The sequence below is a fragment of the Ferrimicrobium sp. genome (assembly GCF_027364955.1).
GTDB lineage: Bacteria > Actinomycetota > Acidimicrobiia > Acidimicrobiales > Acidimicrobiaceae > Ferrimicrobium.
The window spans coordinates 77173-102554 of the sequence record NZ_DAHXOI010000009.1; the positions used below are offsets into that span (position 1 = coordinate 77173).

Consider the following 25382-nt stretch of genomic DNA (forward strand, 5'->3'; position numbering starts at 1 on the left):
TTATTCCATAGTGTTCAGCTCGGGAGTATTCTGGCTAGGAGTGCGTTGGTGAAGTCATGGCCCTGGTTGGGCCAGACAATGACCCAAGGTTTTGGTTGTAGAAGGAGAGAGTAATGGCACGTTGGAAGTATCGATTTGGAATCCCGCTCGTCGGTGCCGCGGTGGCGCTCGGTGCGGCATCGCTGACGCCAGCACTGACCAATGCGCAAACTCCCCTGTTGCAGCCAATGTCAGCGTCTCAGCTGATCGCTGCGGTCATCGGAGCGGCACCGGTGCAGTACTCAGGCCAACTGCAAATCACCTCCAACATTTTGGGTTCAGATGCCTCCCTTCTCTCTAGTGTGGGTCAAGGCGTCGCGCTGCCTGAAGGCACCTCGCAGGTGATGGTCTATCGAGGCGCAGGAGCAAATCTTCGCCTTCAGGAGATCAATGCCCAGTCGGAGCGCGATCTCTATGTGAACAGCGCTGGGGCTTGGTCATGGAACTCAGCGAATACCTCTGCCGAACATGTAGCGTTCGGATCCTCGACGCAAGAAAGTTCCTCCATGCAACAGATGAATCCGACGGAGATGGCGGATGCGCTTGTTGGGCGTCTTGCTCCGACATCTGACGTCACCGTCGGCGCGAACACCTATGTCGCTGGTCATGCCGCGTACACGCTCTCGCTCGCTCCGCTGCAGTCAGGATCCACCATCTCGTCGGTACGAATCTTTGTGGATGCCAAGAACTATCACGTGCTGGCGGTGTCCGTGAACTCTGTGTATTCTTCGAGTCCGGTGCTACAGATGGGTTATCAATCGATCACGTTTGCGGACCCGAGTACCTCGAACTTTGCCTTCACGCCCCCAACGGGCGCGACGGTGAAGACGGTGACTACCACACAGCTGCAGGCGATGTTCGATCCAATGAGCACCTCCACCAACCCGGTGACCCTAGGGACGAGTTGGCAGACGGTCGATGAGTTGCCTGCGACGCTGCTGGGTCAGCTTTCGAGTTCGATTGGGGCAAAGGGTCTTGCGGAGCTTGAAACCCCGGTTGTATTGGCCAATGGCGAGACGGCGGAGTCGATCCATACTGCGCTGTTTAACCTCTTGGTCTTGCCCAACAATGGTCCCATCTTGGCTGGTGCGGTGCGTGGTTCGGTACTTGAGAGTGATGCTGGGGCGCTTGGCTTCTAACGGCATTTCGGTTATAGCCTAGGTGGTTGCTGTTCTCGAGGCCGATGGCCTCACGAAGCGTTTTGGCGGTCAGCTGGCCGTCGATTCAGTTACGTTTTCGGTAGGCGAAGGTTCCGTATTCGGTTTTTTAGGGCCCAACGGCGCTGGGAAGACGACCACCATTCGTATCGCCCTCGGTCTCATCTTCCCCGATGCTGGCGGATTTACTCTTTTGGGTGAAAGTCGGCGTTCACGGTTGCACCGAGTACTGCCTCGCGTGGGCTCGTTCATCGAGGGGCCTGGCTACGTACCCTATCTCAGCGCTCGTCAGAACTTGGATCGCTTCCTTGCTGCCGAAGGCATCCGGAGGAGCGGGCGATCTCGATTGATTGGGGATGCTCTTGAGGCGGTTGGACTTGAGATGGTTGTTGATAAGCCGGTGGGACGGTATTCACTCGGCATGCGTCAGCGACTCGGGATTGCGCAGGCACTCTTGGGCGAGCGAGACCTGTATATCCTTGACGAGCCGACCAATGGACTAGACCCGAGTGGTATGCGAGAGGTGCGCCGACTGATCGGTGAACTTGCAGCCAAGGGCAAAACGATCTTCATCTCTACCCACTTGTTATCCGAAGCCGAACAGATCTGCTCGCATGTAGCGTTCATGTCGCAGGGTCGACTCATCAAGGCGGGATCGCTTGATGAGTTGCGGAGTGATTATGCACCCCAGCTCAAGATTGTTGGCACCCCGGTGGCATCGATTCTGGAACTCGCTGGCCCGACGGCGCGACTCGATGGGCCTTGTGTGATCGTTGATCGCGAGTTGAGCGATGGTCCCTCACTGTTACATGAGTTGGTCAGCGGTGGCGTCGATGTGACCGAGTTCACTTGGTTGATGCCAAACCTAGAGGAGATCTTCATCGCCGAAGTGGGTGAGGGTTTCGATGTTCGTTGAGGAGTTAAAACGTGTCTTTCGGAGACCGAGAAACCTGATTATCCTTGGACTGATTGCGCTGGTCCCCATTCTTCTGGGTGTCGTGGTTCGTTTTGCGAGTCACGGGGGCCCTCGAGGTGGCGGACCGGCCTTTTTTGCCGAAATCACGCAGAATGCAATTTTTCTGCCATTAGCGGCACTCGCTTCGTTGGAGACACTGATTCTTCCGCTTGCCGCAGCCATTATCGCCGGCGATTCGGTGGCTGGTGACGCGGCTAATGGTTCTTTGCGTTACTTGCTGGTCCGACGAGTTTCGCGAACTCGGATCATCCACGCAAAAATTGTCGCGGCCCTTGCCTATACCCTTGCGCTGAGTTTCATGATCGCGATTGTTGGGTTGATTATGGGTTCGATCCTCTTTCCCCACCATCAGGTGGTTACCTTGTCAGGGGTGTCGATTACGTTTCTGCATGGGGTCGCTGAGTCGTTGTTGGCGGCGCTTGTGGTGGGTGTTTCGATCTTTTCGGTGACGATGGTGGGGATTGCAGTCTCGACTTTTACCACATCGTCATTGGCGGCAACTTCGATTGCGGTGACGGTGGCCATCGCCTCTGAGGTGCTCGATGCGATCCCTCAGCTCGAAAAGATCCGCCCTATCTTGTTGTCAAATTATTGGTCTGCGTTTATCAATATTTTTCGCTCTCCCATCCTCGCTGGACCGATCTACAAGGATCTGCTGGAGCAGTTGGGTTGGATGGCGGTGTTTTATCTCCTCGCGGTCTTTAATTTCTCTCAACGTGATATCACCGCCTAGCACCTCGTTTGTTTGGGGAGACACTGAGTTTGCGAAGAAGCCACCTTGGGGTGCGCGCCGCGGTCTGACTAGAATGGATAAAGAGAGGAGGTTGCTATGAGCAGCATCATCAAGGTAGTCCTGGGGGTCCTCGGAGTGATCATTGCATTCGCCTTGATCTCCTTTGTCCTGAAACTCATTTCGATGATCTCCACCATCGTGATCATCGTTGTGGTCGTTGTGGTCGTTGTTGGACTGCTACGACGTGGTCGATCTCGACGCAAAGATTCCACCGCATAAGGCGAGAGGGTTGCGCTAGCGAGTCACACCTGGACGGGCAGGTAGCCTAGCGACGTAGCGTTCAGGGTCGACGGAGGGACGGAGCCGAGCCTTGGGGCTGCGGATTCGTTTGGATCGTCTTTGGGTGTGATGGAGGGTAACAGGGGTCTCCCTGTTTTGATTCGGGATGCCCTTGATGCTCAACTCCTAGTCGGCTGGCGGCGGGTCGCCTCTTTGATCGGTCGCCGCATGGACGCTATAGTAGGGTAGCAGTCAGCGTGGGCATCAGCCAAGGTTGATGGCTAGGCTTTCGGAGCTCGGTGATGAAGGAGTGACAATGACGATGAGTGTCGAAGAGAGTCGGGTAGTAGGAGACGTTCCTACTGGGCTGCTGATCGGCGGGGAGTGGCGGCATGCTCGTTCCGGCAAGGAGTTCCATGTCGAGGATCCGGCGACCGGAGAGGTGATCGCGTCGGTTGCTGACGCGGGTCCAGAGGATGCGCTCGATGCGCTCGAGGCTGCCACTCGTGCGCAGGTGAGTTGGGCGGCCACGGCTCCTCGCTTTCGTGCCGAGATTCTTCGTTCGGCCTACGAGAAGATCATGGCTCAGCAAGAGGAGTTAGCCCTCTTGATGACCTTAGAGATGGGTAAGCCGGTAGCTGAGTCAAAGGGAGAGGTCGCCTATGCGGCTGAGTTCTTCCGTTGGTTCTCAGAGGAGGCGGTTCGCATGAAAGGTGAGTACTATCGCTCACCTGATGGGATGACGAAGGTTTTGACGTCGCGGTCACCCGTTGGTCCGAGCTACATGATTACTCCCTGGAACTTTCCGCTCGCCATGGGGACACGTAAGGTGGGACCTGCGTTGGCAGCCGGCTGCACGGTTATTCTCAAGCCTGCTGAGCAGACGCCCCTCTGTTCACTGGCACTTGGTGCGATCCTACTTGACGCAGGATTGCCGGCCGGTGTCCTCAATATCGTCACCACCTCAGAACCTGGGGAGATTACCGATCGCCTGGTGGATGACGCCCGGTTGCGTAAACTTTCGTTTACGGGCTCAACCGAGGTGGGTAAGATGCTCATGCGAAAGGCGTCTACGAACCTGCTTCGCCTGTCGATGGAGTTAGGTGGCAACGCTCCCCTCATCGTCTTCTCCGACGCGGACCTGGACAAGGCCGTACCGGGAGCGATCTTTGCCAAGATGCGTAACGGTGGAGAAGCGTGTACGAGCGCGAACCGCATTCTGGTTCACAGAGATCTCGCCGAGGCCTTCACGGAGCGTTTAGCCGATGAACTCTCAAAGATGAAGGTCGCCCGTGGTACGGTAGCTGGCGCACAGGTTGGACCGCTGATCGACCAGGATGCCCTGCTTAAGGTGACTGGCCTCCTTGAGGACGCGACGGCGGCAGGTGGGCGCGTGCTCACTGGTGGAACGCGAGTTGGGTCGGACGGTTATTTCTATGCTCCCACGGTTATCGCAGGTGTTCCAACGAGTGCGAGGATCTTTCGCGAGGAGATTTTTGGTCCGGTGGCGCCGGTCTATACCTTCGATGACGACGACGAGGCCTACGCTGTGGCCAACGACACCAACTACGGGCTTGTTTCCTACATCTTTACCGAGTCATTTAGGCGAGTGCATCAGGCGATCGATGCTCTGCAATCGGGTATGGTAGGTGTGAATCAAGGTCTGGTCTCCAACGCCGCCGCACCCTTTGGTGGCGTTAAACACTCGGGCTTCGGTCGCGAAGGGGGTTTCGAGGGGATCAACGAGTATCTCGACGTGAAGTATGCCGCGCTCAATCTGAGTTAAGGAGCCCGTAAGGGATCCCCAGTCAGAGGAGATCGCTCAAACATCGATGAGTGGCCACGGTGTCGGATGCTCTGTGTTGCACTCTCACCCATAGGTAACGAGTCGGCTCATCGGCTGGTTGGATATGGTTTGGAACCAAAAGCGGTGCCCAGCGCATGCCGGGTGGTCGTTGGGATTAAGTACGTCCTCTTCTGGGTTGTCAAAGGTATCCAACGAGGGAGGTTATGTTGTTTCCGTATGAGTTAGAGATGGAACGTCTGGATGGTTCGCGCGAGTCGCTTAATGAGCGACGAGGTGATGTTTTGCTGGTGGTCAATGTCGCATCGCGTTGCGGTTTAACACCTCAGTATGAGGGGCTGGTGGCGCTGCACAACAAGTATGCGGATCAAGGGTTTACCGTTCTCGGATTCCCCTGCAATCAGTTCGGTGAACAGGAACCTGGCTCTGCCGAGGAGATTGCGACGTTTTGCTCGACGACGTACGGTGTCGATTTCCCGTTGTTTGCCAAGCTTGAGGTCAACGGGGAAGGTCGGCACCCGCTGTATCAGACCCTCACCTCAGTCGAGGACGCCGAAGGTGTAGCTGGAGATGTGCAATGGAACTTCGAGAAGTTCCTTGTGTCACGCGATGGAGCGACGGTGCGTCGCTTTCGGCCGATGGTGACGCCAGAGGATGCGTTGCTCGTCGCAGGTATTGAGGAGATGCTTTCGGTTTAGGTCGTTCTGCATGGGACCGGCTGGAGGGTCGAGTGGTGCAATGAGTGGGTTGGCCATCCATGATCATGCTGCACCGTTGGGCAACGCTCGGATCGGTAGCGCTGGGTCGAGCTAGGCTCGCTCGATCCAGCCCCCATCGACGGTGGGTAGACCCGCCGGCGAGCGGCACAGTTGGGTCTTGGTTACGCGTCCATGGGTGGCTCTTAGTGAAGTGCACCGGGCGCACGTAGGCTTCGGGTGACCATTTGTGGTTCAAGCAGGGAATCTCGTATCAACAGTCGTGCACCGCGCACGTAGACGCCCTTGGTGGTGAGCGAGATCGGGTCGAGCAAAAGTGCGTGGACGGGGTAGAACTGGTCCGCAATGGCGATGAGGGTTTTCGTGATCTCAAAGAGGGAACTTCGATCCATCTTCGGAAGCTTTGCGTAACCGTCGGTGATGGTGATACCCGGTATCGAATCGATGAACTCTTCAATGTCTTGTTCTGTTTGGGGCAGTGCCCGTAGTGAGACGGCTCCGAAGAGGTCGAAAGCAACTCCGGAAAGGCTACCACGTAGAAAGGGTCCAAAGCGGTTATCGTGGATCAGCTCGATGCGTAACAGTGCGGTACGACCCTCTAACTCTTCACGACGTGCACCGGTGGGCGGCTCGATGGGTATGCCGAATTGCCCGGCCGCTACGCGCGCAGGTTCACCGTCGAGGAGGGCCGACCCGGCGGCCAGGGTAGACAGCAATTCGTCTGGAATGACTAATGGTTCCGTGGTGATTGGCTCTCCACTCGGTCGAAGTTTCCAGCGAGAGTAGTCAGCCATTCTGCCGAGGGCAATGGCGGCGCTCTCAGGGAACGAGTATGAGGGGATGGTGTTGCCGTGGCTCGAGAGCGCTGCTGGCACGCCCGGCAGTGCGAGGAAGTTGGCCAGGACTGGCTTGGTCGCATTCTCTGCGGAGGCTCGGGCGATCGCATCAGCGACACTTGCCGCCGCGTTGACCGCTGGGTTGGGGTTACCGCTGAGACCACGTTCGGTTGGCGGCGCTAAGGTGCGAGGGTCGTCGTTTGAGCCAACGACAGTGGGAATATAGCAGACGATGACGGCGTCGACGCCGGTATCAGCGAGTACCGCCGCCAAATCCTGCCCCCAGTCTGCTGGCGTCGACGATGGTGCGAGTTCGATTGGGTTCTTGGTGCCGACCGTTGGAGCAGCGCTTGAAAACGTCGCGAGCTCCAAGCCGGCGGGCGTAAGGGCATCGGCCACGAGCGGTCCGGTGCCGCCGGTGTTCGTAAGGATTGCGACTCGGTTGCCGTTGGGTATGGGTTGGTCCAAGAAGGCCCGTGTTAACTGTATGAGTTGTTCAAGTGTGTCCAGACGGATGACGCCGGTCTGTCGCATGAGCGCCTCGACAGCAGCGTCATCATCTAATTCGCCAAAGGCTAAGGGTATCTGCCCTTCTCTTCGGCGACGGGACTTGACTGCAAGTACTGGTTTTGCAAGGGATACTCGTCGCGCAATGCGGGCGAAGCTTCGTGGGTTACCAAATCCCTCCATGTAGAGGAGTACAATGCTCGTTAACGGGTCGTCCTCCCAGAACGAGAGCAGGTCGTTACCGGAGATATCCGCCTTATTGCCGGAACTGACAAACCCTGAGACTCCGATATCAGCTCGTTGCAGTTCCGCGAGGATCGCCAAGGAGAGTGGTCCGGACTGCGCATGGACACCGGCACCCCCCTGATGGATCCTGATGGGTGCCAAAGTGGCCTGGAGGCCGAATGGAGGTGTGGCGATTCCCATCGAGTTGGGGCCGACCACACGGATACCGTTGCGTCGCGCAAGTGCTACCAATTGACGTTCGACCTCTGCACCATCCCGAGAGGTATCGGAAAATCCTGCGGAGATGATCACCACCCCCTTGGCTTGGGTGGTGATCGCATCCTCGACGACTTTGAGAACCTCAGCAACATTGACGGCAATGATGACGAGGTCGACAGGTTCGGGGAGGGAAGCGAGATTCGGGTAACAGCGAACGCCACGAACGGCGGTGGCTTCACTATTGATTGGGTAGATAGTTCCAGAGAAATTGCCATCAAGAAGGTTGGCGAAGATGAGGTCGCCTACGCTCCCAGCGACTCTGCTTGCACCGACGATAGCGACCGAGTTCGGTCGTAGTATCGTCTCGATCGATCGTGCCGTCGCGCGATGTTCTCGAGCCGCCATGGCATTGCGCGACTGTTGTGTGGGGGTGAGATCGAAGCGAACTTGGACGACACCCTCTTCGGTGTGCCGTATCAGTTGGTAGCCAGCGTCGCGAAACACTTTGAGCATTCGCGTGTTGTCGGCGAGTGTGTCAGCGACGAAGCGAGTAATGCCATTTGTCTTGGCAAAGGCAGCGAGCTGCTCGAGCATGATGGAGCCAAGCCCACGGCCCTGGTGGGCATCGTCTACGAGGAACGCGACTTCGGCTACCGGGTTGCCAGGGATTCGGTCATAGCGAGCCACCGCGATGAGGCGACCGCGGTAGTCAGCGACAAATGCCATGCGGTCTTGATAATCGACATTGACAAAGCGGTTGAGCATGGGCTCGCTCAAGTGCGGCATCGGCGTAAAGAAACGGTAATAGACCGTCGCAGGCGAGAGTCGCGCATGGAGCTCGGTGATCCCTTGGGCGTCACTAGGGCGGATTGGGCGCAGGTGAACCGTCCTTCCGTCCGAGAGGATCGTGTCCGATTCCCAGCTGGCCGGGTAGTGGCTTTCTGGTGTCATCCGCCGATGACCTTCTGTTCATCTGGGGCCATTCCACGCGCCCGGGCAACCATATCAGCAAGGGTGTACGAGCGTAAGTGTTCACGCATGTGATGCCCAACCTCGGCCCAAACGTCGCGAAGCACGCATTGCCCCTCGTGTTCGCACGCCCCGTTCTCATGTGGGGCACCGAAGTTGTCCAGGGTCAGAGGGCCGTCGACCGCGGAGATGATCTGTGCCAGGGTGATCTGTGTGGGGTCCCTGGAGAGGACATAGCCTCCGCTGGCCCCTCTCCGTGAGGTGACGAGTCCTGCACCCTTCAGAGTCAAGAGGATCTGCTCCAAGTAGGGCTGGGGTAGACCGGTACGGCGCGAGAGTTCCGCAACCGAGGTGGGTTTCTCAGGAACCCGGCGTAGGGCTAGCGACAAGAGCGCCCTTGATGCGTAGTCTCCACGAGTTGAAACCTTCACTGATGACCATCGTAGCCGATACGGTGAGTCTCTGGCTTGGCCCAGCACGTGCTAAGGTGGGCTAGCCTGGAGGAGGAAAGAGGATCGATGGGCATCATACAATTGGATGAGATCACCCCGGACGACTCCTTTGTCTTACCAGAGTATACGGCCCCTGGCCTGGCGACGCTCATGCCGACGGTGGTGGACATCGTTCGCGGCCGAACAGGAGCAGCTGACGCGTTTCTGGGAACCGGAGTAGACAACGTAGAACGGGTGGTCGTTCTCGCCCTTGATGGATTGGGTTATTTTCAGCTTCTGCCACGACTGGCGTCGCTCCCGATTCTGGCGAGTGGGGTGCTGCGTCGAGGCTACTCGGTGGGACCGACGACCACCGCTACCGCACTCACCTCCTTGACGACTGGCGCAACGCCGGCCGAGCACGGGGTGCTGGGGTACCGGGTACGGTTGGGATCGCATGCCATCTTAAATACGTTGCGATGGAGTTCCTCAGAACGCGAGGTCACCCCGCCGATTCCCGTGGACTTTCAGCCGGTGCCGCCGTTTTGTGGCGAGACCCCGACGGTGGTAACGAAGTACCTTTTTGCTAAGACTGGCTTCACGCAGGTCCATCTCCGTGGCGGAAGGCTCCGCTATTGGCATGCGATGTCGAGTATTGTCGCCAAGATCCTTGGGGCACTTGAGGAGGGTGAGCCTCTCGTTTTTGCGTACTATGACGGCATCGACACCGTGGCCCATGAGTTTGGGCTTGGTGATGCCTATGAACGCGAGTTGTTGATGGTAGACATGCTCGTCGGGATGCTCGTTGAGCAACTGCCGGCCAGAACGGCACTCGTTATTACGGCAGATCACGGGCAGGTCGAGGTTCCTACAGCTCCGATCCGCATCGATGCCACCATCATGGAGCTCGTGAAGCTTCTTTCGGGAGAGGGGCGTTTCCGATGGCTCCACTGTCAGCAAGGCGCCACCGAACGGGTAGCGGCGATGGTCTCTGAACGCTATGGCGACATCGCTCGTGTGTTGGTGCGAGACGAAGTTGTGGGGCTTGGTATCTTTGGAGGTACGCCTTCAAAAGGGGTGATGGCACGGGTGGGGGACGTCGCCATCGTGCCGACGACCCCGGTGAGTTTTTATGATCCAGACGATGTCGGTGCACTCCAGTTGGTATGTCGACACGGAGGCTTAACGGCCGATGAGGTGATCATTCCGATACTGACGTTTATCAGGTAGGCTTTTGGTGGGTGTTCGGGTCGGCGACCCGTTGAACGGAGGACGAATATGGCAGATGCACATGAGGAACCTAAGTTACTGATGCCAGGTGATAGTGCGGCGCCGGAGGCGAACTCCGAGGTCATTATGTCACCGGCAAAGGTACTGCGCATCGGTTCGATGATACGGGCACTCCTGGAGGAGGTCAAATCGGCTCCTCTCGACGTGAATTCTCGTAGCCGACTGGCAGAGATCTACGACACCTCTGTGGCAGAACTCGGGGGCGTGATGTCGGAGGATCTCACGGAGGAGCTCCGAGGTTTCGCCCCAGCGTTCCATGGGGGGGAGGTACCATCTGAGGCCGAGCTGCGCATCGCGCAGGCCCAGCTCGTCGGATGGCTCGAGGGATTGTTTCACGGCATCCAAGCGACGCTCATGGCACAACAGATGGATTCGCGATCCCAGTTACAAGAGCTCCGTAATCGAGGGCTCCCGCAGGGAACGCCAGCACCAGGGAACTATCTGTGAACCTAGCGCTCGATGGTGTCGTTGTCGCTATCGGCGGTGACCATGCTGGTTTTCCGCTGAAGGGTAAAGTCGCCCAGTACCTCGAGGATGAGGGTGCGGTGGTCATTGACTTTGGTACCGACTCGGAGGAGAGCGTCGACTATCCGCTCTACTGTGAACCGGTCGGTCGAGCGGTAGCGAGTGGAGTCGCCACTCTCGGGGTAGTGTTGGGAGGATCCGGCCAAGGCGAGCAGATCGTTGCGAACAAGGTGGTCGGCGTGCGAGCAGCGCTGTGTTGGAACGAACTCTCTGCCAGGCTTGCCCGGGCGCACAACGATGCGAACGTACTGGCCCTTGGTGCTCGGTTGCTAGGAGATGAGCTTGCGCTTGCCATCGTTGCGGCCTTCGTGTCCGGTGTGTTTGACGGCGGACGACATGAACGGCGGATCGCACAGATCCACCAGGTAGAAGAAGGGGTGTCGTTCGTTCAAGATGCAAGTAGGTAAACCTGCACGTTCTACGTTATTGGTCGGCATCGTTGGGGCAGTTGTCGTATTGATTGCCGCGTTGTTTGTCGCCAATCGATCGACAACCGTTCCCGCTCGTTTGAGTGTCCCCACCGCGACGACCGCACCGGGAAGTTCATCCAGCACGACATCTATTCCACCTGTTGAGACACAGACGAGTAGCTCGCCTATCCGTGGTGTCGGCGAGTACTCTACGACCGTGGTCGAAGATGGACGGATTCTGTGCGTGCCGTCGACGGGAGCCTGTTCGACGAGAAGCTATCTTCTGCACATCTATTACCCCTCCACAAAGTCCACGCAAGTGAATCCTGTGGTGGACGCGAATCCTGCCAGTGCGGGCTCTCCGTACCCGTTGATTGTGTTCGCGGCTGGATTCGACGTAGATCCATCAAACTACCTGCCATTGATCAGCGGATGGGTACGGCACGGATACGTAGTAGCGGCACCTCGATTTCCGCTCTCCTCGGCGTGGGCGATCGCACATTATGGGGTAAATCTGTCGGATGCGGAGCTATCAGATGCCTTTGAGTCGGACATGCTCAATCAGCCAGGTGACATGCGAGCCGCGATTGCCGAGGTCGCGTTGTTGAATCAGAACCCATCGACGCCGTTGACGGCGCTTGTCAATATGAATGAGATCGCCGCCGCTGGTCAGAGCGATGGGGGGGACACGACGCTGGCCTTCACTGATAACACCTGCTGCCGTGATTCCGCGGTGAAGGCGGCAATCATACTCTCGGGGGCTGAATTCACTCCCTACGGCGGAGAATATTTCCCGTCACCTGCGATGCCACTCATGGTGGCGCAAGGCACGGCGGATACGGTCAATGCTCCAGCTCTCTCGACCCAGATCTACGACCAAGCTCCTGCTCCTAAGGTCTATTTACAACTTCTCGGCGCAGACCATCTCGAGGCGTACACGCAGACAAACGCCTATGAACAGGCAGTGCTCAAAACTTCGCTCGCGTTTCTAGCCACCTACGTCCGCGGCATATCCCCCTCGATTACGCATTTGACGACCATCGGTACTATCGCTCATGTCAGTAGCGAGGAGGCTGATCTTTCGTGAACAGTCCGTGGATGATCGGTGAAGTGGAGCCGTATCAGCCAGGGAAGGTGAACGCCGTTGTGAAGGACGTGCTCGACGTTGAGGGGTTGCCGACCACCTGTGGTTCCAGGCTGGTCGCTTCCAGGGCGTTGCCAGCCATGCGGGACGCAGCGGCGGTGGCTCGACTGCGTGCGACGGGGGTCTTCATTCGCGGTAAGGCGAACCTTGTGGAGTTTGCCTTTGGCGTCCATGGGGTCAATCCGTGGTTCGGTACCCCGAGCAACCCCTGTTCCCCGGATCTGATCCCTGGCGGCTCCTCCAGCGGCTCTGCCGTTGCTGTCGCCCTTGGCGAGGCGGAGGTTGGAGTTGGTACCGACACCGGGGGATCCATACGCATCCCGGCGGCGTGCTGCGGGATCCTAGGTCTCAAACCAACCTATGGTCTGATCGATGAGACCGGGTGCGCCGCCTTAGCCCCGAGCTTGGATACCGTCGGTGTGTTGGCCCGCACGATCGCCGATCTTGAACGGGGTTTTGTCGGTATTGGTGGTGTGTTGGAAGGTCCAACGCCGACATGGATTGCACAGGTGCAGTGTGGGGTGCCGTCCTTTGACGCGGTCGTCTCCGATGTGCTTGCAGCCATCGATCTACCCGTCCGTACAACACCGGTGCTCGAGCTCGATCATCTCTGGGAGGATGGCAATACGGTACTCCTATGGGAGGCCTATCGGCAATTGAGCCCCTATCTATCCCAAGCCCACCGGCTCGATCCGCGAGGGCTAGCACGTCTTCGCGGTGCGGCCCAAGTGAGTGAGTCCGATTATCGCCACGCAGGTCAACGGCGAGAGAAGGTACGTGAGCGTTGGTTTCGAGGGCTTGGCATGGGTGAGGGTGTCGTGGCACTCCCAACCTTGGCACGGCCTGTTCCTGCTCGGTGGCCACTTGATGTTTCTGGTGTCAACCAGTTGACGCTGCCCTTTAACTATTTGGGTTTTCCCGCTCTGACCCTGCCGATTCGCATTGGTGTAGATGGGTTACAGGGGCGCGGAAGTGCCGGTACAGTTCCGTTCGCTCTGCAGTTGGTCGCAGTCGACCATCGAGAGTCGCAGCTCTTTGGGGTTGCACGGCGTATTTACGAACGTTTCCACGGTGTTGAATAGACTGGGTTGATGCAACGGTTCGGTACGCTCCATAGACCGGTTGCGGCATGGGTTGATCAAGGAGGTTAGGGCAATGATGCGGGTTAAACATCTGTTAGGTGGGCAGTGGGTTGATGGTAGCGGTGAGGGGACGGTGTTGCGAGATCCCGCGACGGGTGCTCCTGTTGCGTCGAGCTCAGCTGATGGGGTAGACGTTGCAGGTCCCCTTGCCTGGGCGCGCCGCACCGGCGGGGCTGAGCTTCGGGCAATGACGTTTCGTGAGCGGGGAGCGCTTCTCGCGCGTTTTGCCGAGAAACTTCGTGAGGGGCGACCAGCCTACTATGACGCGGTTCTTGCGAACATGGGGGCGAACAAGCGCGATGCCGTCTTTGATATCGACGGTGCTATTGCCGTTCTTCGCTACTATGCGGGTCTTGGTGAAGAGCTTGGCGATCGGCATACCTTGATCGAGCCAGGCTTCGCACAGATGACGCGTTCGGAGGAGTACCGGGTGGCGCATCTGCTCACTCCTCGCCAGGGTATTGCCATTGGCATCAATGCCTTTAACTTCCCCGCATGGGGCATGTTTGAGAAGGTAGCAACCGCGACGTTGGCCGGTATGCCCTCACTGGCCAAGCCTGCGACCCAAACGGCACTGGTCGCCTATCTTATGGTGCGCGACCTGCATGCAGCGAACTTGATCCCCGACGGGGTTCTATCGTTGTTGAGCGCTGGTGGTCGTGATCTTGTAGATATGGTCGAGGAAGAGGACACCCTCGCCTTTACTGGGTCTGCAGATACCGCGATCATGCTGCGGTCGAATCGGAATCTCATCACGCATGGAGCTCGGTTCAACGCGGAAGCGGACTCGTTGAATGCGATCTTTGCACTGGGAGATCTGAGCGCAGCATCGATGGAGAGCTTGGTGGATGCGGTGGTCACAGAGATGACCATCAAAGCTGGCCAAAAATGCACCGCGATCCGTAGGGTGATCGTACCCGATGAGTTATTGGGATCGGTGAGCGAACGACTCGTAGCACGAATGAGTTCATTGAAGGTCGGGGACGCGAGGAATCCCGAGGTTGAGATGGGTCCCCTGGTGTCGCGGGCACAGCAGGAATCGGTGATTGCAGGTGCAGCGCTACTGGCGCAAGAGGGCAAAAGCCTCCTCGCGGGGGCAAGTTCGGTGGAGTTCATCGATGTCGACCCGCACGTCGCAGCGGTGGTTGCACCCTCACTCATCCAGATTAGCGACCCTTCTTCAGCGAGGCTCGTGCACGAACTTGAGGTTTTTGGCCCGTGCGTGGCCTTGATGGGATATCGAAGCATGAGCGAAGGCATCGAGTTGGTGAGAAGGGGGCGAGGTTCGCTCGTGGCGACGATTGTGACTGATGACGATGCTGCCTTTGCTGCGACGGCTGTGGCTCTTGGATCACTCCACGGGCGTCTTGCACAGCTCAACAGCGCGACCGCAGCCCTCAATCCGGGGCATGGTGTGGTGATGCCGCAAGGGATTCATGGCGGTCCTGGTAGGGCCGGTGGAGGAGAGGAGCTTGGCGGGCTGCGAGCACTACAGTTTTACTGTCAGCGCAGCGCGATACAGGCGACCGTCCCCGTTCTTGAGTCGCTGCGTAGGGGGTCGGCCGAGCTGGGCTGAACGGCTGAGGTTGTTCCGGCGAATGGATCCATTCGCGCGAACGTGTTGGAATAGCGAGACCACGATGAGGGGAGTGAGGTATGGTCGAGGAGAGGAACGTCGGATCGCCCGGGACTAAGGCAGAATCTGGGGCAGAATCTGGGGCAGAATCCAGGGCAGGGTCTGAGGCGGCGTCGGAGCCGAAGCTGACCCGTAGGCGGTTGGAGCCGCGAGTCGATGAAGGTGCGGACGAGCCGCTCATCGTCGTAGAGATCATCGATATTGATGGGATCTGTGGCGTCTACTGACCCCGATGCAGGGGAGGGGACGCCATCTGCGCGGTCCGATGCATTAGGCGAGTTGCGGTGGCGATGGTCGCCGTCTGTACAGGTGCGCTCGGAGCAATTCGGCGCGATCGCCTACCACCGCTGTGAGCAGCGACTCATCCTCTTGCAATCGGCATTGGTGGCGCACCTGCCTGAGCTGCTTGTAGGCCGCGCGGCGGCCATCGTAGAACTCGCACCACTTGACTTGACCGAAGGCCAGATCGAGGAGATACTTCTCCAACTCCGGATAGCCGGAGTGGTGGAGCTCTTGGAGTGGGACGGTGAGCCCTGGTACTTGATGGATGCAGAGGTGCCATGAGCAGTGTCCGCGAATCCTTGATGGGGGGCTTGTCATCTCCCCTCTGTCTCACTTGGGAGTTGACGTGGGCATGTAACCTCTCGTGTCGACATTGTCTTTCGTCATCAGGGAGACCCGACCCTGACGAGCTGGACTTTGAAGCCTGTCGAGACGTATTAGATGATCTGGCCGCAATGGGTGTCTTCTACCTCAACATCGGCGGTGGAGAACCGATGTTGCATCCGAGTTTTTTTGCGATCATCGAGTATGCGGATTCCCTTGGCCTTGGTGTGAAGTTTTCGACCAATGGTACTCGTTTGAATCAGGAGGCTGCTCGCAGGATTGCGAAGTTACGCTACTGCAACGTTCAGGTCTCGGTTGATGGCGCGACGGCTTTGGTCAATGACGCGATCCGAGGGGTCGGTAGCTTTGACCGTGCGGTATGGGCGCTTGAGAATCTTGCACAAGCTGGCGTGCGGGGTACCAAACTTTCGGTTGTGGTCACCAAGGGCTCGATCGTTCAACTCGATGCACTCCAAGCGCTTGGGAAACGCTTTGGCGCGCAGCTTCGACTGACGCGTCTTCGACCATCGGGAAGAGCTCAGGATTGCTATGAGGAGTTGGCGCTCGATGATGCTGAGCAGCGCATCCTCTACGACTACCTTCTGCAACACCCTGAGATCCAGACTGCGGACTCCTTTTTCCATCTGAACCCTTTGGGAACCTCTCTGCCCGGCCTCAATTTCTGCGGTGCTGGTAGGGTAGTCTGTTTGATCGATCCAGTGGGTGATGTCTACGCTTGTCCTTTCACAATTCACCCTGATTTCCGTGCTGGTTCGTTGCGTCATGATCGATTTAGGACCATATGGCGCGATGCTCAACTCTTTCGAGACCTCCGTGCTGAGGCGCCAGCGGTGGGATGTCGAAGCTGCGCTGCGTATGCACGTTGTCACGGTGGGTGTTTGGCGGCAAAGTTCTTCACCGGGAGGTCGTTGGCAGGGGCCGACCCATCCTGTGTCCGCTCTGTCGCGAATCCAGTGATGCTTCCTACGCCACGACGCCTCCTCGATCACACTCGCCGCACCAAGCGAGGTGATGCTGAGCTTCGCGATGACGCCGAGTCGGCTCATCGGCATTGGGCCAATATCAAGCCGCTCATGGGTCGAAGTGAAGAGCTTTGAGCGATGGTGTCGGACCCTCGGCGTAGGAAAGCTTGTGGTCTGATTCAAGCGAAGTATTGTTTCACCCGATTGTACACCGAGGGAACTGATGAAAATGGATGTAGCGACAGATGAGCTCTCTGATATCGAGGGACGATTACAAAAGGTCCTCAGTGTTGCCCGGGATCTGAGCGTGACCACCGACCGCAATGAACTCCTACGCAAAATTACGCAGACCAGCTGCGAGGTGCTGGGATTTGGGTCCACTTCTGTCGCGATTCTCGAAGGTGACGGACGTTTTCGCATCAAGGCGATGACGAGTATCCGTGGCGACCTGAAGATGGAGGATTTTCACGACTACTCGATGCCTTTGGGAGAGCTAGAGGAGCTTCTTGGGGTGGCACGCCGGATCGGCGACATCTACTGGGTGGAAGGTTCGGAGCCGCTACTTGACACGTTAGTGGAGCGTGGCTCGGTGGTCGCAACGGTGCCATCGGTGCCCGGCGGCCAGTGGCAGTCACGTTCGCTGTTGATTGCTCCACTCTATCGGCCGCCTGCTGAGATCTTCGGTGTGGTCTTTCCTGATGACCCACTCGATGGGAGAGTGCCCACGCTCGAGCGTTCTATTCTGATCGCGACGTTAGCGCACTTTGCTTCGCTCGCCATTCAGCTGCACGAGAACCGCAGCTACGCTGATGCACAGCTGCGCATTCTGACTGCGCAACGGGAGCGGTTGAGTGAGCTCTTCCGCGCGAGCAATGACGTGCAACGTGCCGGGCAGCTGGAGGAGATTCTGCAGACGACAGCGGATGCGGTCACTTCGGCTGGTGGTTTTCGCCGTTCGGCCATCTACCTGCGCAGTGACGACAACCTTGAATTGCGGGTGACCTCTGGGATCGAGCAGGACGAGCGAGCCCGACTCCATGAGAGCGGTCCGATCGAACTCAGTCGCTTTGCCGAGATAATGCAACCCCAAATGCGGTTGTCACGTTCCTACCTCTTCGACCACCGCAAGTATCCACTGCCCGACCAACTAGGTCGCCAACTCTCCATCCCTGATCGGCCGCATGTGGAGGAGGGAGACGGCCTTTGGGATCCTAGAGACTCGCTGACGATTCCCATCATCGAATCGGGACAACTCCTGGGAGTGATCTCGGCTGATGAGCCAGGCGATGGACGGTTCCCAGACCTTGAGCAGATTCAGGCGCTGGAGTTCTTTGCGGACCAGGCGGGTATTGCGGTGTCGCAGATGATGCAGTACGATCTCTTGCGAGAGCTTGCAGAGACCGATCCACTCACCGGATTGATGAACCGCAGGAGCTTTTGGTCGCTTGCTGAGCGACTCGTTGTCAATGCACGCGGTAGCGGTTTCGAGATGGCAGCCATGTTCATCGACCTTGACCACTTCAAAGTGGTCAACGATCATTTCGGACATTCGGTTGGTGATCTCGTTATCAAAGAGGCAGCACTCAATATTCAGAATCGCCTACGCACGCAAGATGTCGTCGCACGATTTGGCGGTGAGGAGTTTGTCGTCTTTTTGACTGGCGTTGACCAGGTTCAGGCGCTGAGCCTGGCTGAGTCGCTTCGGATGGTGCTTGCGTCGGTCTCGGTTCCTACTATGGAGGGTGCGATCACCGCCTCGATTGGCGTGGCGGTAGCCTCCCCTGCGGTGCGTCGATTCTCCCCGAGGGGGCTCATCGAGGAGCTGCTACGTATGGCGGACTCCGGTCTCTACGACGCAAAAGCGCGTGGGCGAAACCGGGTCCAGCTTGGAGGAGTTCTAGACTCCTAAGCATCTGGCCACACGCTAGCGACGCGAGGAGAACCTATGAGCAACTACTGGCATCCCTTTGGACAGCTTTATCAAGCGAGTCACGATCCGGTCATCTTTGATCATGGCGAAGGGGTCTACGTCTATGACGAAGCGGGAAGACGCTACCTTGATGGTACGGCAGCACTTTGGTACGCTAACATTGGCCACGGCCGGACTGAGATAGCTGATGCCATCTACGCACAGGCAAAGAAACTCGCCGGCTACTCGACCTTTGGCAACTTTTCGAATCGACCAGCGGAAGAGCTCGCCACTTTTCTCTCTGAGCGGGCGCCGATGAAGGATGCTCAGATTTTCTTTGTGCAAGGTGGGGGTGATGCCGTCGAGACGGCAATTAAGTTGGCACGCCGCTATCAGTTTGAACTGGGCCATCCGGAGAGAACGGCCATTATTTCACGGATGAATGGTTACCACGGGACGTGGGGTTTTGGCACGTCGGTTGGAGGTATCGAAGCCAACCGCCAGGGGTTTGGCGATCTAGTACCGGACACCTATCGGGTTCCTTACGATGAGGTAGAGGCGGTTGAGGCAGAGATCGTTCGCCTCGGCGAGGAGCATGTTGCGGCGGTGATCGCCGAGCCGGTCATCGGTGCGGGCGGAGTGTATCCTCCTCCAGTCGGTTATTTCACCTCGTTGAGGGAGATTTGTGATCGACACGGGGTGCTCTTGATCGCGGACTCTGTCATCTGTGGATTCGGAAGATTGGGGAGTTGGTTTGGAGTCGAGCGTTTTGACATCTCCCCTGACCTCATCACCTTCGCCAAAGGGGTAACGAGTGGATATCTGCCGCTTGGTGGTGTCGTTGTTGCCGAGCATGTCGCCGCACCTTTTGCTCGCCAGGACTCTCCCGTATTTCGACATGGTCCCACCTATGGTGGGCATCCGACGTGCACGGCGGCTGGTATGAGGAATTGTCGGATACTTGAAGAGGAGGCGATTCTGGAGCGCGGTGCCCTGCTTGAGGGTACGCTGCTAGAGAGCCTGCAGCCTGCGCTGCAATTCTCGGCCATCTCCGAGGTGCGCGGTGGCGTGGGTCTGTTGGCGGCCGTGGAGGTCGCGCCTCAGGTACGCTCCCAAGATTCCTCGGCGGTTGATCGATTGGCAGGCATCGTCCGTCGGAATGGACTCATCACTCGGGTGTTGGGTCAGGGCCTCGCCTTCTCACCGCCGCTGATCATTGAGCCGGGACAATTGGAGGAACTGGGTCAGATCGTCATGACCTCCCTTGCGGAGTGGGAGTCCTCGCTGTCCAGCTGAGCCGATGGTACCGGGTTGATTCTGCGCTGATATCGCGCGAGGAGCTGATATCGCGCGAGGAGCTGGTTTCGGGCTTGTCATGCTCGGTGATTCTCTCGTTCTGGGTCGGGAGTCGTCAACCCAGAAAGCCTCGGTCGACCGCGATAGTGGCGGCGTTAATACCGCTGGTGGGGTGCGTGGCGAGGAAGGCCACGACACTGGCGATGTCGTCGGGTGTGTTGAGTGTGGGTTCGAGTTGCTGGGCCAGGAATGCAGTTGGCGATGCAAGATTGTAGACCGCGGCGGTGGCCTGAAGAAGAGCGGTATCCGTCGAACCGGGGGCGACCATATTGATGTGCACACCGTTTGGTAGCTCCTCGCGAGCGAGGGCGGCGAGGAATCCGTGGACGGCGTGCTTGGCTCCACAGTAGTGCCCGAGTTGGGGAAGTCCGCGTAGTCCTGCGGCTGAGGTGATCGCGATGAAAACGCCCTGGGTGGTCCTCAACGAGGGCATCGTGGCCATGGCGAGGTGGACGACTCCCCAATAGTCGACGGCAAAGATCTCGTGGGCCTGTTCTGGATCCAACTCGAGCGATGAAGCGGATCCGGCAAGGACACCAGCACATGCCACCACGACTTGGACTGGACCAAAGGTGCTTACCAAGCGCTCAACAAGGGCTGATAGCTGGGCTGAGTCGCGTACATCGCAGGGTTCTGGTTGGATGTGCTCTCCTTTGATGCCCTCAAGATCGTGCAAAGAGGAGAGGGGGTAAGGCATGCTCGATGTCCTCGGAGCGTCAACCGCCACGACATAGAAACCCAACGAGGCCAGCGCCTGCACCGTCGCCAGTCCGATTCCACGAGCGCCGCCGGTGACGATGGCGAGCGGACGATCTCGATCGCTAGGAGCTCCGATCACTGGCTGACCTGATCGAAGGTTCGGACGAGATCAGCTGCCAAGGCGGCGAGGATCGCCAGACCTTCTTCGCGGTTCGCGCCAGCTGGATCACCAAGGACGCCGCTCGAACTCACCCCGCGGATACCGTCACTCGCCAAGATTGTCCCTACCGACGAGAGGGAGCCATTGTACCCGGATACTGCTTGGTTGAGATGGACGAGATCTGGACGCAGTGCGAGCATGACGGAGGTCTCCGTGCGACCAGCGTGGGCGTCTGGCTCCCAGATTCCCCTGGCGTCGGCGGGCAGTTCCCACTGGGCGGCCGCCTCGACGAGTACGTGGGTTCTTGGTATCCAGAAGGGTTGGCTCGCTGTCAAAAATGCCGGTAAGTTGCCCCCGTGGGCACTTACGAGTAGTGTTCGGGATTGGACGGGGTCATTGGTCGTGAGCACCTTCAGCAAGGAAGCGAGGAGATTGGTGCCCATCGAGAAGGTTCCTTGAAAGGACGAGTGTTCGTCCGATGCTGAGAGCGGTAGTGGCGGTGCAAGGAGGAGTCGGTCTCCCCGAAGACGACAAAGCTCCTCGATGAGTGCTGTGGTGATGTGAGAGTCAGTTCCGATGGGAAGATGGGGGCCGTGCTGTTCGATGGAGCCAATCGGGATGACGAGAACGCGATTACGAATACGTTCCTCAAACTCGGGTCGTGTGAGATCGGCAATTGTGGTCGTCATCGGCAACACCCCCTTGCTAACGAGAGTAGACGAGGTGCGAGAGCTCTCGGCTATGGATACCTACGATCACAGGCGACGTGGAGTACGCTACCCAGCAGTTTGCTGCGGCGTTGAGCGTTCGCGTCGCTAATTTGGTGGAGCTATCGGCACGGTCTCGGATCCGGTTATGGACGCGCCCGCTGGGGCGTTGCAGACGGACTTCTCGGCTGATGCGCAGGTTATCGGTCGTGGTGCTTGAAGGTACTCCCGCGAAGGACGGTACGCGTGATAGGTGCAACGGTGGTAGTTGATTCGGGGTCACGCCGAAGGCAGTACCTGGTGTTTGCCTATCGGGTAACGCTACGCTGGTGGTAGAGGTTCGAGTCCACCACGTCTGCGCCGCTTGTCCTCGTACATCAGTTTATCTACTTGTTGGAGGGCGTCACTGAGTGGGAGGTTATTGCACTCTACAAGGCCGACGGAGACGGCGGGAGAGACGGATCGAACGCGGTCGATGACAGAAGCTCCATCTTGGAGACCCAAGTGAAGACAACAGAACTCATCACCCCCGATTCGATAGACCAAGTCCTCCTCCTTCAGAGCTCCGCGGAGGACATCAGCAAAGGCGAGGAGCGTGTCGTCTCCTTGGGCATGTCCGTGCGTGTCGTTGATCTGTTTAAGGTTGTCAAGATCCCACAGCGAGAGAAACATCGACACACCGCGCTTCGCCGCGGTGACTTGGAAGGCGAGGTATCCCTGTTCCATCGCCCGTCGGTTTCCAAGTCCAGTGAGGGGATCGGTGAGGGCATGGCGGCTCCACTGGTCATGTGACCGAATCAGCTCCGCGATGGCCACCCGGATCGCAGCTCCAGCGGCAGCTCCAAGGGCGAGTGCCACAAGAGTCGGTATATTGGTGACAAAATGGCTCGACAATACCGCGAGGCCCACGCCCAAGGCGACGCTGGCGATGATCGGACCACCGTAGATGGCAAGGGCAAAAATACCGACGGTGGTAAAGATCGTCAATGCCGGTCGCCATTCGGATGGCGTCAGTACGGTTATCACCGCTGTGGCAGGTAGGACAAGCTCGACGAGCGCTGTGGAGTAGGCAATGCCCACATGGATGAGGATAGCTGCGCGAGGAATTCGACGGCGAAGCGGAAAGAGAATGACCAGCGAGAGGCCAAAGGCCACGGTAGCAAGTCGCAGTGCCCAAGCTCCGAAATAGAGCGCAGGAATCATCGACGGGATGAGCACTAGCGTGACTCGCCAATACAGTTGCTGCATACGAGCCCATGACGTAGTCACAGCACCAGTAGGTCCGCCTATCTTCTCATCACCACTCATGCAACAATGAGAATAACTGAAGAATGCTCACGCTGGGTCTACACACGAGCACCAATTCATATTTTTTAACAGGTCTTGCACCTTCTTTGTGGCCGTCTCCTTATGGGTCTATGTCGTGTCGCAGGTCTGCCGTGATCTCAGGTGTTGTGGCAGCAGGGAATGCCATCTCCGTTCGATGGCCGATCGAGCGACGGAGCTACTATCGCATGCTTGGCGCGACCATTGTGACGAGCACCATCATGGGCGACGTCGCCGAACCCAGGTTTGGGTGTACACGTACGACAGCATACAATTGGGTGGGTGGGTTCGGTGTGAGCGGGTAGCGGCTGCCGACCACATTGACGATGGATTGCACTGGCTAAGGACGGACGCCGTGGACATGCGTGGCGGCTAACGGACAGGGAGGTTTCAATGGCAGCAGTTCTCTTGAGGCACGCGAAGGCGCGTGCAAGCGTCGGATATGGTGGCGATCTGGCGCGAACACTCGATCGTGAGGGAATGGAGCAGGCCATCGTATTGGCGAGTGTCCTGGGGCAGGCGCTTGCCCATGAGATACCGCTTCGCATCATCACTAGCACCGCGCTACGGTGTGAAGCGACGGTTACGCCGCTGAGCGAACGCTTTGGGGTGGCATGCGAAGAGGATTTGCGACTTGTAGAGTGTGCCTCTGACGAGGAGCTCATCGAGCTGGCAGATCTTGCTCATGCGACACCTGGTTCGTTGGTGCTGTGTGGGCATGCACCTTCGCTTGGTCGTCTCGCACGAGTAATGCTCAGTTCCCAAGCGATGATCATCGCGCCGAGCGAGCTTCAGCTCGGGTTGGCGTCGTTCCTACTTTTCGATTTTGCCGTCGGCTCGGGCCGCCGCCTGACGTCGTTGGCTCGCTATGGAGCCCCGCGCTATCGTCACGTCGACTTGATCGGTTGAGGGATTACACGCCGTTGTGGTGGCAGCTCGCCCCTCGGCGGCACACGAAGGGCGCTAAGCTCAAGAGTTGTGAGCCTCGAACCGTTTCCTGTTTTCTCCGTCGCGAATCTTTGGGAGATGATTGAAGGAAGTCTGGAACCATTGATGACGAGCCGCTTCCGGCTGAGAGGGACGTTACAGGATGTTTCCTTGCGACGTCATCTGTACTGTGCGCTGACTGATAACACCATTGGTGCAACGGCGGCGAAGATCAATACGGTCATTTTCGCCAACGATCTCAGCCGGATCCGGCAAGAACTCAAAAATCGTGGATTGGGTGAGCTCGAGAGCGATGTGGAAGTGGTCGCTATTGGTCGTTTAAGCACCTATCGTCCTGCTGGCCGGGTCAGTTTCGTGGTCGAACAGCTCGATTACGATGAGATGAGACGGCTCGGAAAGCTCGACGTGGAGCGACTGCGCTCTGCTCTCATTGAGGAGGGCAGTTTTGAGCGCAACAAGAGGCGTGAACTCGCTGCCGTGCCGTTGGCGATCGGTATCGTCACCTCGGAGGCAGGCACGGTGCAGCACGATTTCACCCGAGTCCTCGCGCGAAGCGGCTTTCACTTCTCCTGGCGACTGTATCCAACGCGGGTGACTGGTATGCAAGCCGCTAATGAAATGGCCACGATGATACAGCGAGCCGATGCAGAGGACAACGATCTGATTGTCGTTCTTCGAGGAGGCGGCGCGGAGAGTGAGCTTGCGCTATTCAATACCGAGCCGGTGGTTCGCGCAGTGGTCAATGCGGTGACGCCGGTCTGGTGTGCAATCGGCCATGCGGCCGATGAAGTCTTGCTCAACGAAGTGGCGCATCGGGCGCTTGATGTCCCCCAAAGTGTGGCCACCGCGTTGGTGGAAAGGATCGAGCGCTATCTAACGGATATGGCTGAACTTGTTGAGCAAACGATCGAGTTGGTCGGCGCCCGGCTGCGTGAGGAAGCGTCGCGTCGTCGGACGATGGCTTCGCGGGTGATTGGTTCCTGTCATGCTGGACTGACCCAACTTCGGGTCAGTCAGGCTGAGGAGTTGGCACTACTCCATCGGCTTGGGGAAGGGCGTTGCCGCCGGGAGCTGGAGGAGACAAGACATGCGGCGCAGGGGTTACGTGCAGCCCTACAGCTTCGCGTGGCTCATGAGCGTCCGCGTCTCTTGAACCCAGCAGCGGTTGTACGGGCGGTGTACCAGCAGATCGACGCCGAGGCTCGCGGCATGAGCGAGCGGCACGCCATGCTGGATCTTCGCGATCCACGGAGCCAACTGCGTCTAGGGTATGCAATACTCCAAGATAGCGCGGGACGGTGGCTCACCTCAGCGGCGGAGGTACGTGGTGAAGAGTTGGTGAGGGCCATCATGGCTGACGGTGTGGTGGCGATGAGAAGCGAGGGAGACGTACGAGAGTGAGCGAAGTTGATTGGTTTCATATCAGCGACGAGGAATTCCGACAGGAGTTGGTGAAGGCGAGCTTTGAGGAGTTGCGTGATGAGAGTCAGGCGGTGATTGATCGGCTCGCTGGCAGAGAGTTCGGTCTTGATCAACTCGCAGTGGTCGTCCGAAGAGTTCGAGCGATGCTCGATGAATGTGATCACCGGATCGGTGCGGTGGAGCATGAGATTGCAGAACTTGATAGTGCGGGTACCGATCGCTAAAGGA

Annotated in this window: 25 protein-coding genes; 20 read left to right on the top strand and 5 right to left on the bottom strand. The window is 58.2% G+C overall.

The features are described 5' to 3' along the window. The first annotated feature begins 113 nt into the window (after positions 1–113). From M7Q83_RS07900 to M7Q83_RS07925, 6 genes are all read left to right on the top strand, one after another. Positions 114–1178 (top strand): hypothetical protein, encoded by a 1065-nt coding sequence (locus tag M7Q83_RS07900; protein WP_298337102.1) that lies wholly within the window; start codon positions 114–116, stop codon positions 1176–1178. A gap of 22 nt (positions 1179–1200) precedes the next feature. Further along, a complete protein-coding gene (locus M7Q83_RS07905; RefSeq protein WP_298337105.1) occupies positions 1201–2112 on the top strand; it encodes an ABC transporter ATP-binding protein in 912 nt (303 codons plus the stop codon). Continuing rightward, entirely contained in the window at positions 2102–2905 is an 804-nt protein-coding gene (locus M7Q83_RS07910; RefSeq protein WP_298337107.1) for an ABC transporter permease subunit, read from the top strand. The genes M7Q83_RS07905 and M7Q83_RS07910 overlap by 11 nt, the downstream gene beginning before the upstream one ends. A gap of 96 nt (positions 2906–3001) precedes the next feature. Beyond that, positions 3002–3184, top strand: a complete 183-nt coding sequence (locus M7Q83_RS07915; RefSeq protein WP_298337109.1) for a hypothetical protein — start codon at positions 3002–3004, stop codon at positions 3182–3184. A 316-nt stretch (positions 3185–3500) separates the two neighbouring features. Further along, a complete protein-coding gene (locus tag M7Q83_RS07920) occupies positions 3501–4970 on the top strand; it encodes an NAD-dependent succinate-semialdehyde dehydrogenase (RefSeq protein WP_298337111.1) in 1470 nt (489 codons plus the stop codon). Between the two features lie 248 nt (positions 4971–5218). After that, positions 5219–5686 (top strand): glutathione peroxidase, encoded by a 468-nt coding sequence (locus M7Q83_RS07925; RefSeq protein ID WP_298337113.1) that lies wholly within the window; start codon positions 5219–5221, stop codon positions 5684–5686. 203 nt (positions 5687–5889) lie between these two features. Here M7Q83_RS07925 and M7Q83_RS07930 read toward each other — a convergent pair whose 3' ends face one another. After that, positions 5890–8442: a GNAT family N-acetyltransferase gene (locus M7Q83_RS07930; protein WP_298337115.1), complete on the bottom strand. Its 2553-nt coding sequence runs from the start codon at positions 8440–8442 to the stop codon at positions 5890–5892. Further along, positions 8439–8891: an Rrf2 family transcriptional regulator gene (locus tag M7Q83_RS07935; RefSeq protein WP_298337117.1), complete on the bottom strand. Its 453-nt coding sequence runs from the start codon at positions 8889–8891 to the stop codon at positions 8439–8441. The genes M7Q83_RS07930 and M7Q83_RS07935 overlap by 4 nt, the downstream gene beginning before the upstream one ends. A gap of 87 nt (positions 8892–8978) precedes the next feature. On the opposite strand from M7Q83_RS07935, the gene M7Q83_RS07940 reads away from it, so the two are divergent. The 11 genes from M7Q83_RS07940 (at position 8979) to M7Q83_RS07990 (ending at position 19832) form a co-directional block, all read left to right on the top strand. Further along, positions 8979–10121, top strand: coding sequence for an alkaline phosphatase family protein (locus M7Q83_RS07940; protein ID WP_298337119.1), 1143 nt, complete (start codon positions 8979–8981; stop codon positions 10119–10121). An 81-nt stretch (positions 10122–10202) separates the two neighbouring features. Then, a complete protein-coding gene (locus M7Q83_RS07945) occupies positions 10203–10628 on the top strand; it encodes a proteasome activator (RefSeq protein ID WP_298337121.1) in 426 nt (141 codons plus the stop codon). Then, on the top strand, positions 10625–11113 hold the full coding sequence (gene rpiB / locus M7Q83_RS07950; RefSeq protein ID WP_298337123.1) for a ribose 5-phosphate isomerase B: 489 nt from the start codon (positions 10625–10627) through the stop codon (positions 11111–11113). Before M7Q83_RS07945 ends, rpiB begins: the two co-directional genes overlap by 4 nt. Next, positions 11100–12203: an alpha/beta hydrolase gene (locus M7Q83_RS07955; RefSeq protein WP_298337125.1), complete on the top strand. Its 1104-nt coding sequence runs from the start codon at positions 11100–11102 to the stop codon at positions 12201–12203. Before rpiB ends, M7Q83_RS07955 begins: the two co-directional genes overlap by 14 nt. Beyond that, complete coding sequence (locus tag M7Q83_RS07960; RefSeq protein WP_298337127.1) at positions 12200–13342, top strand: amidase; 1143 nt, start codon at positions 12200–12202, stop codon at positions 13340–13342. Before M7Q83_RS07955 ends, M7Q83_RS07960 begins: the two co-directional genes overlap by 4 nt. A gap of 73 nt (positions 13343–13415) precedes the next feature. Continuing rightward, entirely contained in the window at positions 13416–14978 is a 1563-nt protein-coding gene (locus M7Q83_RS07965) for a 3,4-dehydroadipyl-CoA semialdehyde dehydrogenase (RefSeq protein ID WP_298337129.1), read from the top strand. An 80-nt stretch (positions 14979–15058) separates the two neighbouring features. Next, complete coding sequence (locus M7Q83_RS07970; protein WP_298337131.1) at positions 15059–15265, top strand: hypothetical protein; 207 nt, start codon at positions 15059–15061, stop codon at positions 15263–15265. Then, complete coding sequence (mftB, locus tag M7Q83_RS07975) at positions 15252–15602, top strand: mycofactocin biosynthesis chaperone MftB (protein ID WP_298337133.1); 351 nt, start codon at positions 15252–15254, stop codon at positions 15600–15602. Before M7Q83_RS07970 ends, mftB begins: the two co-directional genes overlap by 14 nt. 20 nt (positions 15603–15622) lie before the next feature. Then, positions 15623–16762, top strand: a complete 1140-nt coding sequence (mftC, locus tag M7Q83_RS07980; protein ID WP_298337158.1) for a mycofactocin radical SAM maturase — start codon at positions 15623–15625, stop codon at positions 16760–16762. A gap of 88 nt (positions 16763–16850) precedes the next feature. Then, a complete protein-coding gene (locus tag M7Q83_RS07985; protein ID WP_298337135.1) occupies positions 16851–18536 on the top strand; it encodes a sensor domain-containing diguanylate cyclase in 1686 nt (561 codons plus the stop codon). Positions 18537–18572: 36 nt separating this feature from the next. Beyond that, a complete protein-coding gene (locus tag M7Q83_RS07990) occupies positions 18573–19832 on the top strand; it encodes an aspartate aminotransferase family protein (protein WP_298337137.1) in 1260 nt (419 codons plus the stop codon). A 115-nt stretch (positions 19833–19947) separates the two neighbouring features. On the opposite strand, the gene M7Q83_RS07995 is transcribed toward M7Q83_RS07990, so the two are convergent. The 3 genes from M7Q83_RS07995 to M7Q83_RS08005 form a co-directional block, all read right to left on the bottom strand. Continuing rightward, the gene (locus M7Q83_RS07995) at positions 19948–20730 is read right to left on the bottom strand and encodes an SDR family oxidoreductase (RefSeq protein WP_298337139.1); all 783 of its coding nucleotides are present in this window, start codon (positions 20728–20730) and stop codon (positions 19948–19950) included. Further along, a complete protein-coding gene (mftE, locus tag M7Q83_RS08000) occupies positions 20727–21440 on the bottom strand; it encodes a mycofactocin biosynthesis peptidyl-dipeptidase MftE (RefSeq protein WP_298337141.1) in 714 nt (237 codons plus the stop codon). Before mftE ends, M7Q83_RS07995 begins: the two co-directional genes overlap by 4 nt. 339 nt (positions 21441–21779) lie before the next feature. Further along, positions 21780–22727, bottom strand: a complete 948-nt coding sequence (locus tag M7Q83_RS08005; protein ID WP_298337143.1) for a diguanylate cyclase — start codon at positions 22725–22727, stop codon at positions 21780–21782. A gap of 450 nt (positions 22728–23177) precedes the next feature. Between M7Q83_RS08005 and M7Q83_RS08010 the strand changes: the two genes are divergently transcribed. The 3 genes from M7Q83_RS08010 (at position 23178) to M7Q83_RS08020 (ending at position 25378) form a co-directional block, all read left to right on the top strand. Beyond that, positions 23178–23693 (top strand): histidine phosphatase family protein, encoded by a 516-nt coding sequence (locus M7Q83_RS08010; RefSeq protein ID WP_298337145.1) that lies wholly within the window; start codon positions 23178–23180, stop codon positions 23691–23693. Positions 23694–23762: 69 nt separating this feature from the next. After that, positions 23763–25133, top strand: coding sequence for an exodeoxyribonuclease VII large subunit (gene xseA, locus M7Q83_RS08015; protein WP_298337147.1), 1371 nt, complete (start codon positions 23763–23765; stop codon positions 25131–25133). Then, positions 25130–25378: a hypothetical protein gene (locus M7Q83_RS08020; protein ID WP_298337149.1), complete on the top strand. Its 249-nt coding sequence runs from the start codon at positions 25130–25132 to the stop codon at positions 25376–25378. The genes xseA and M7Q83_RS08020 overlap by 4 nt, the downstream gene beginning before the upstream one ends. The last annotated feature ends 4 nt before the right edge of the window (positions 25379–25382 follow it).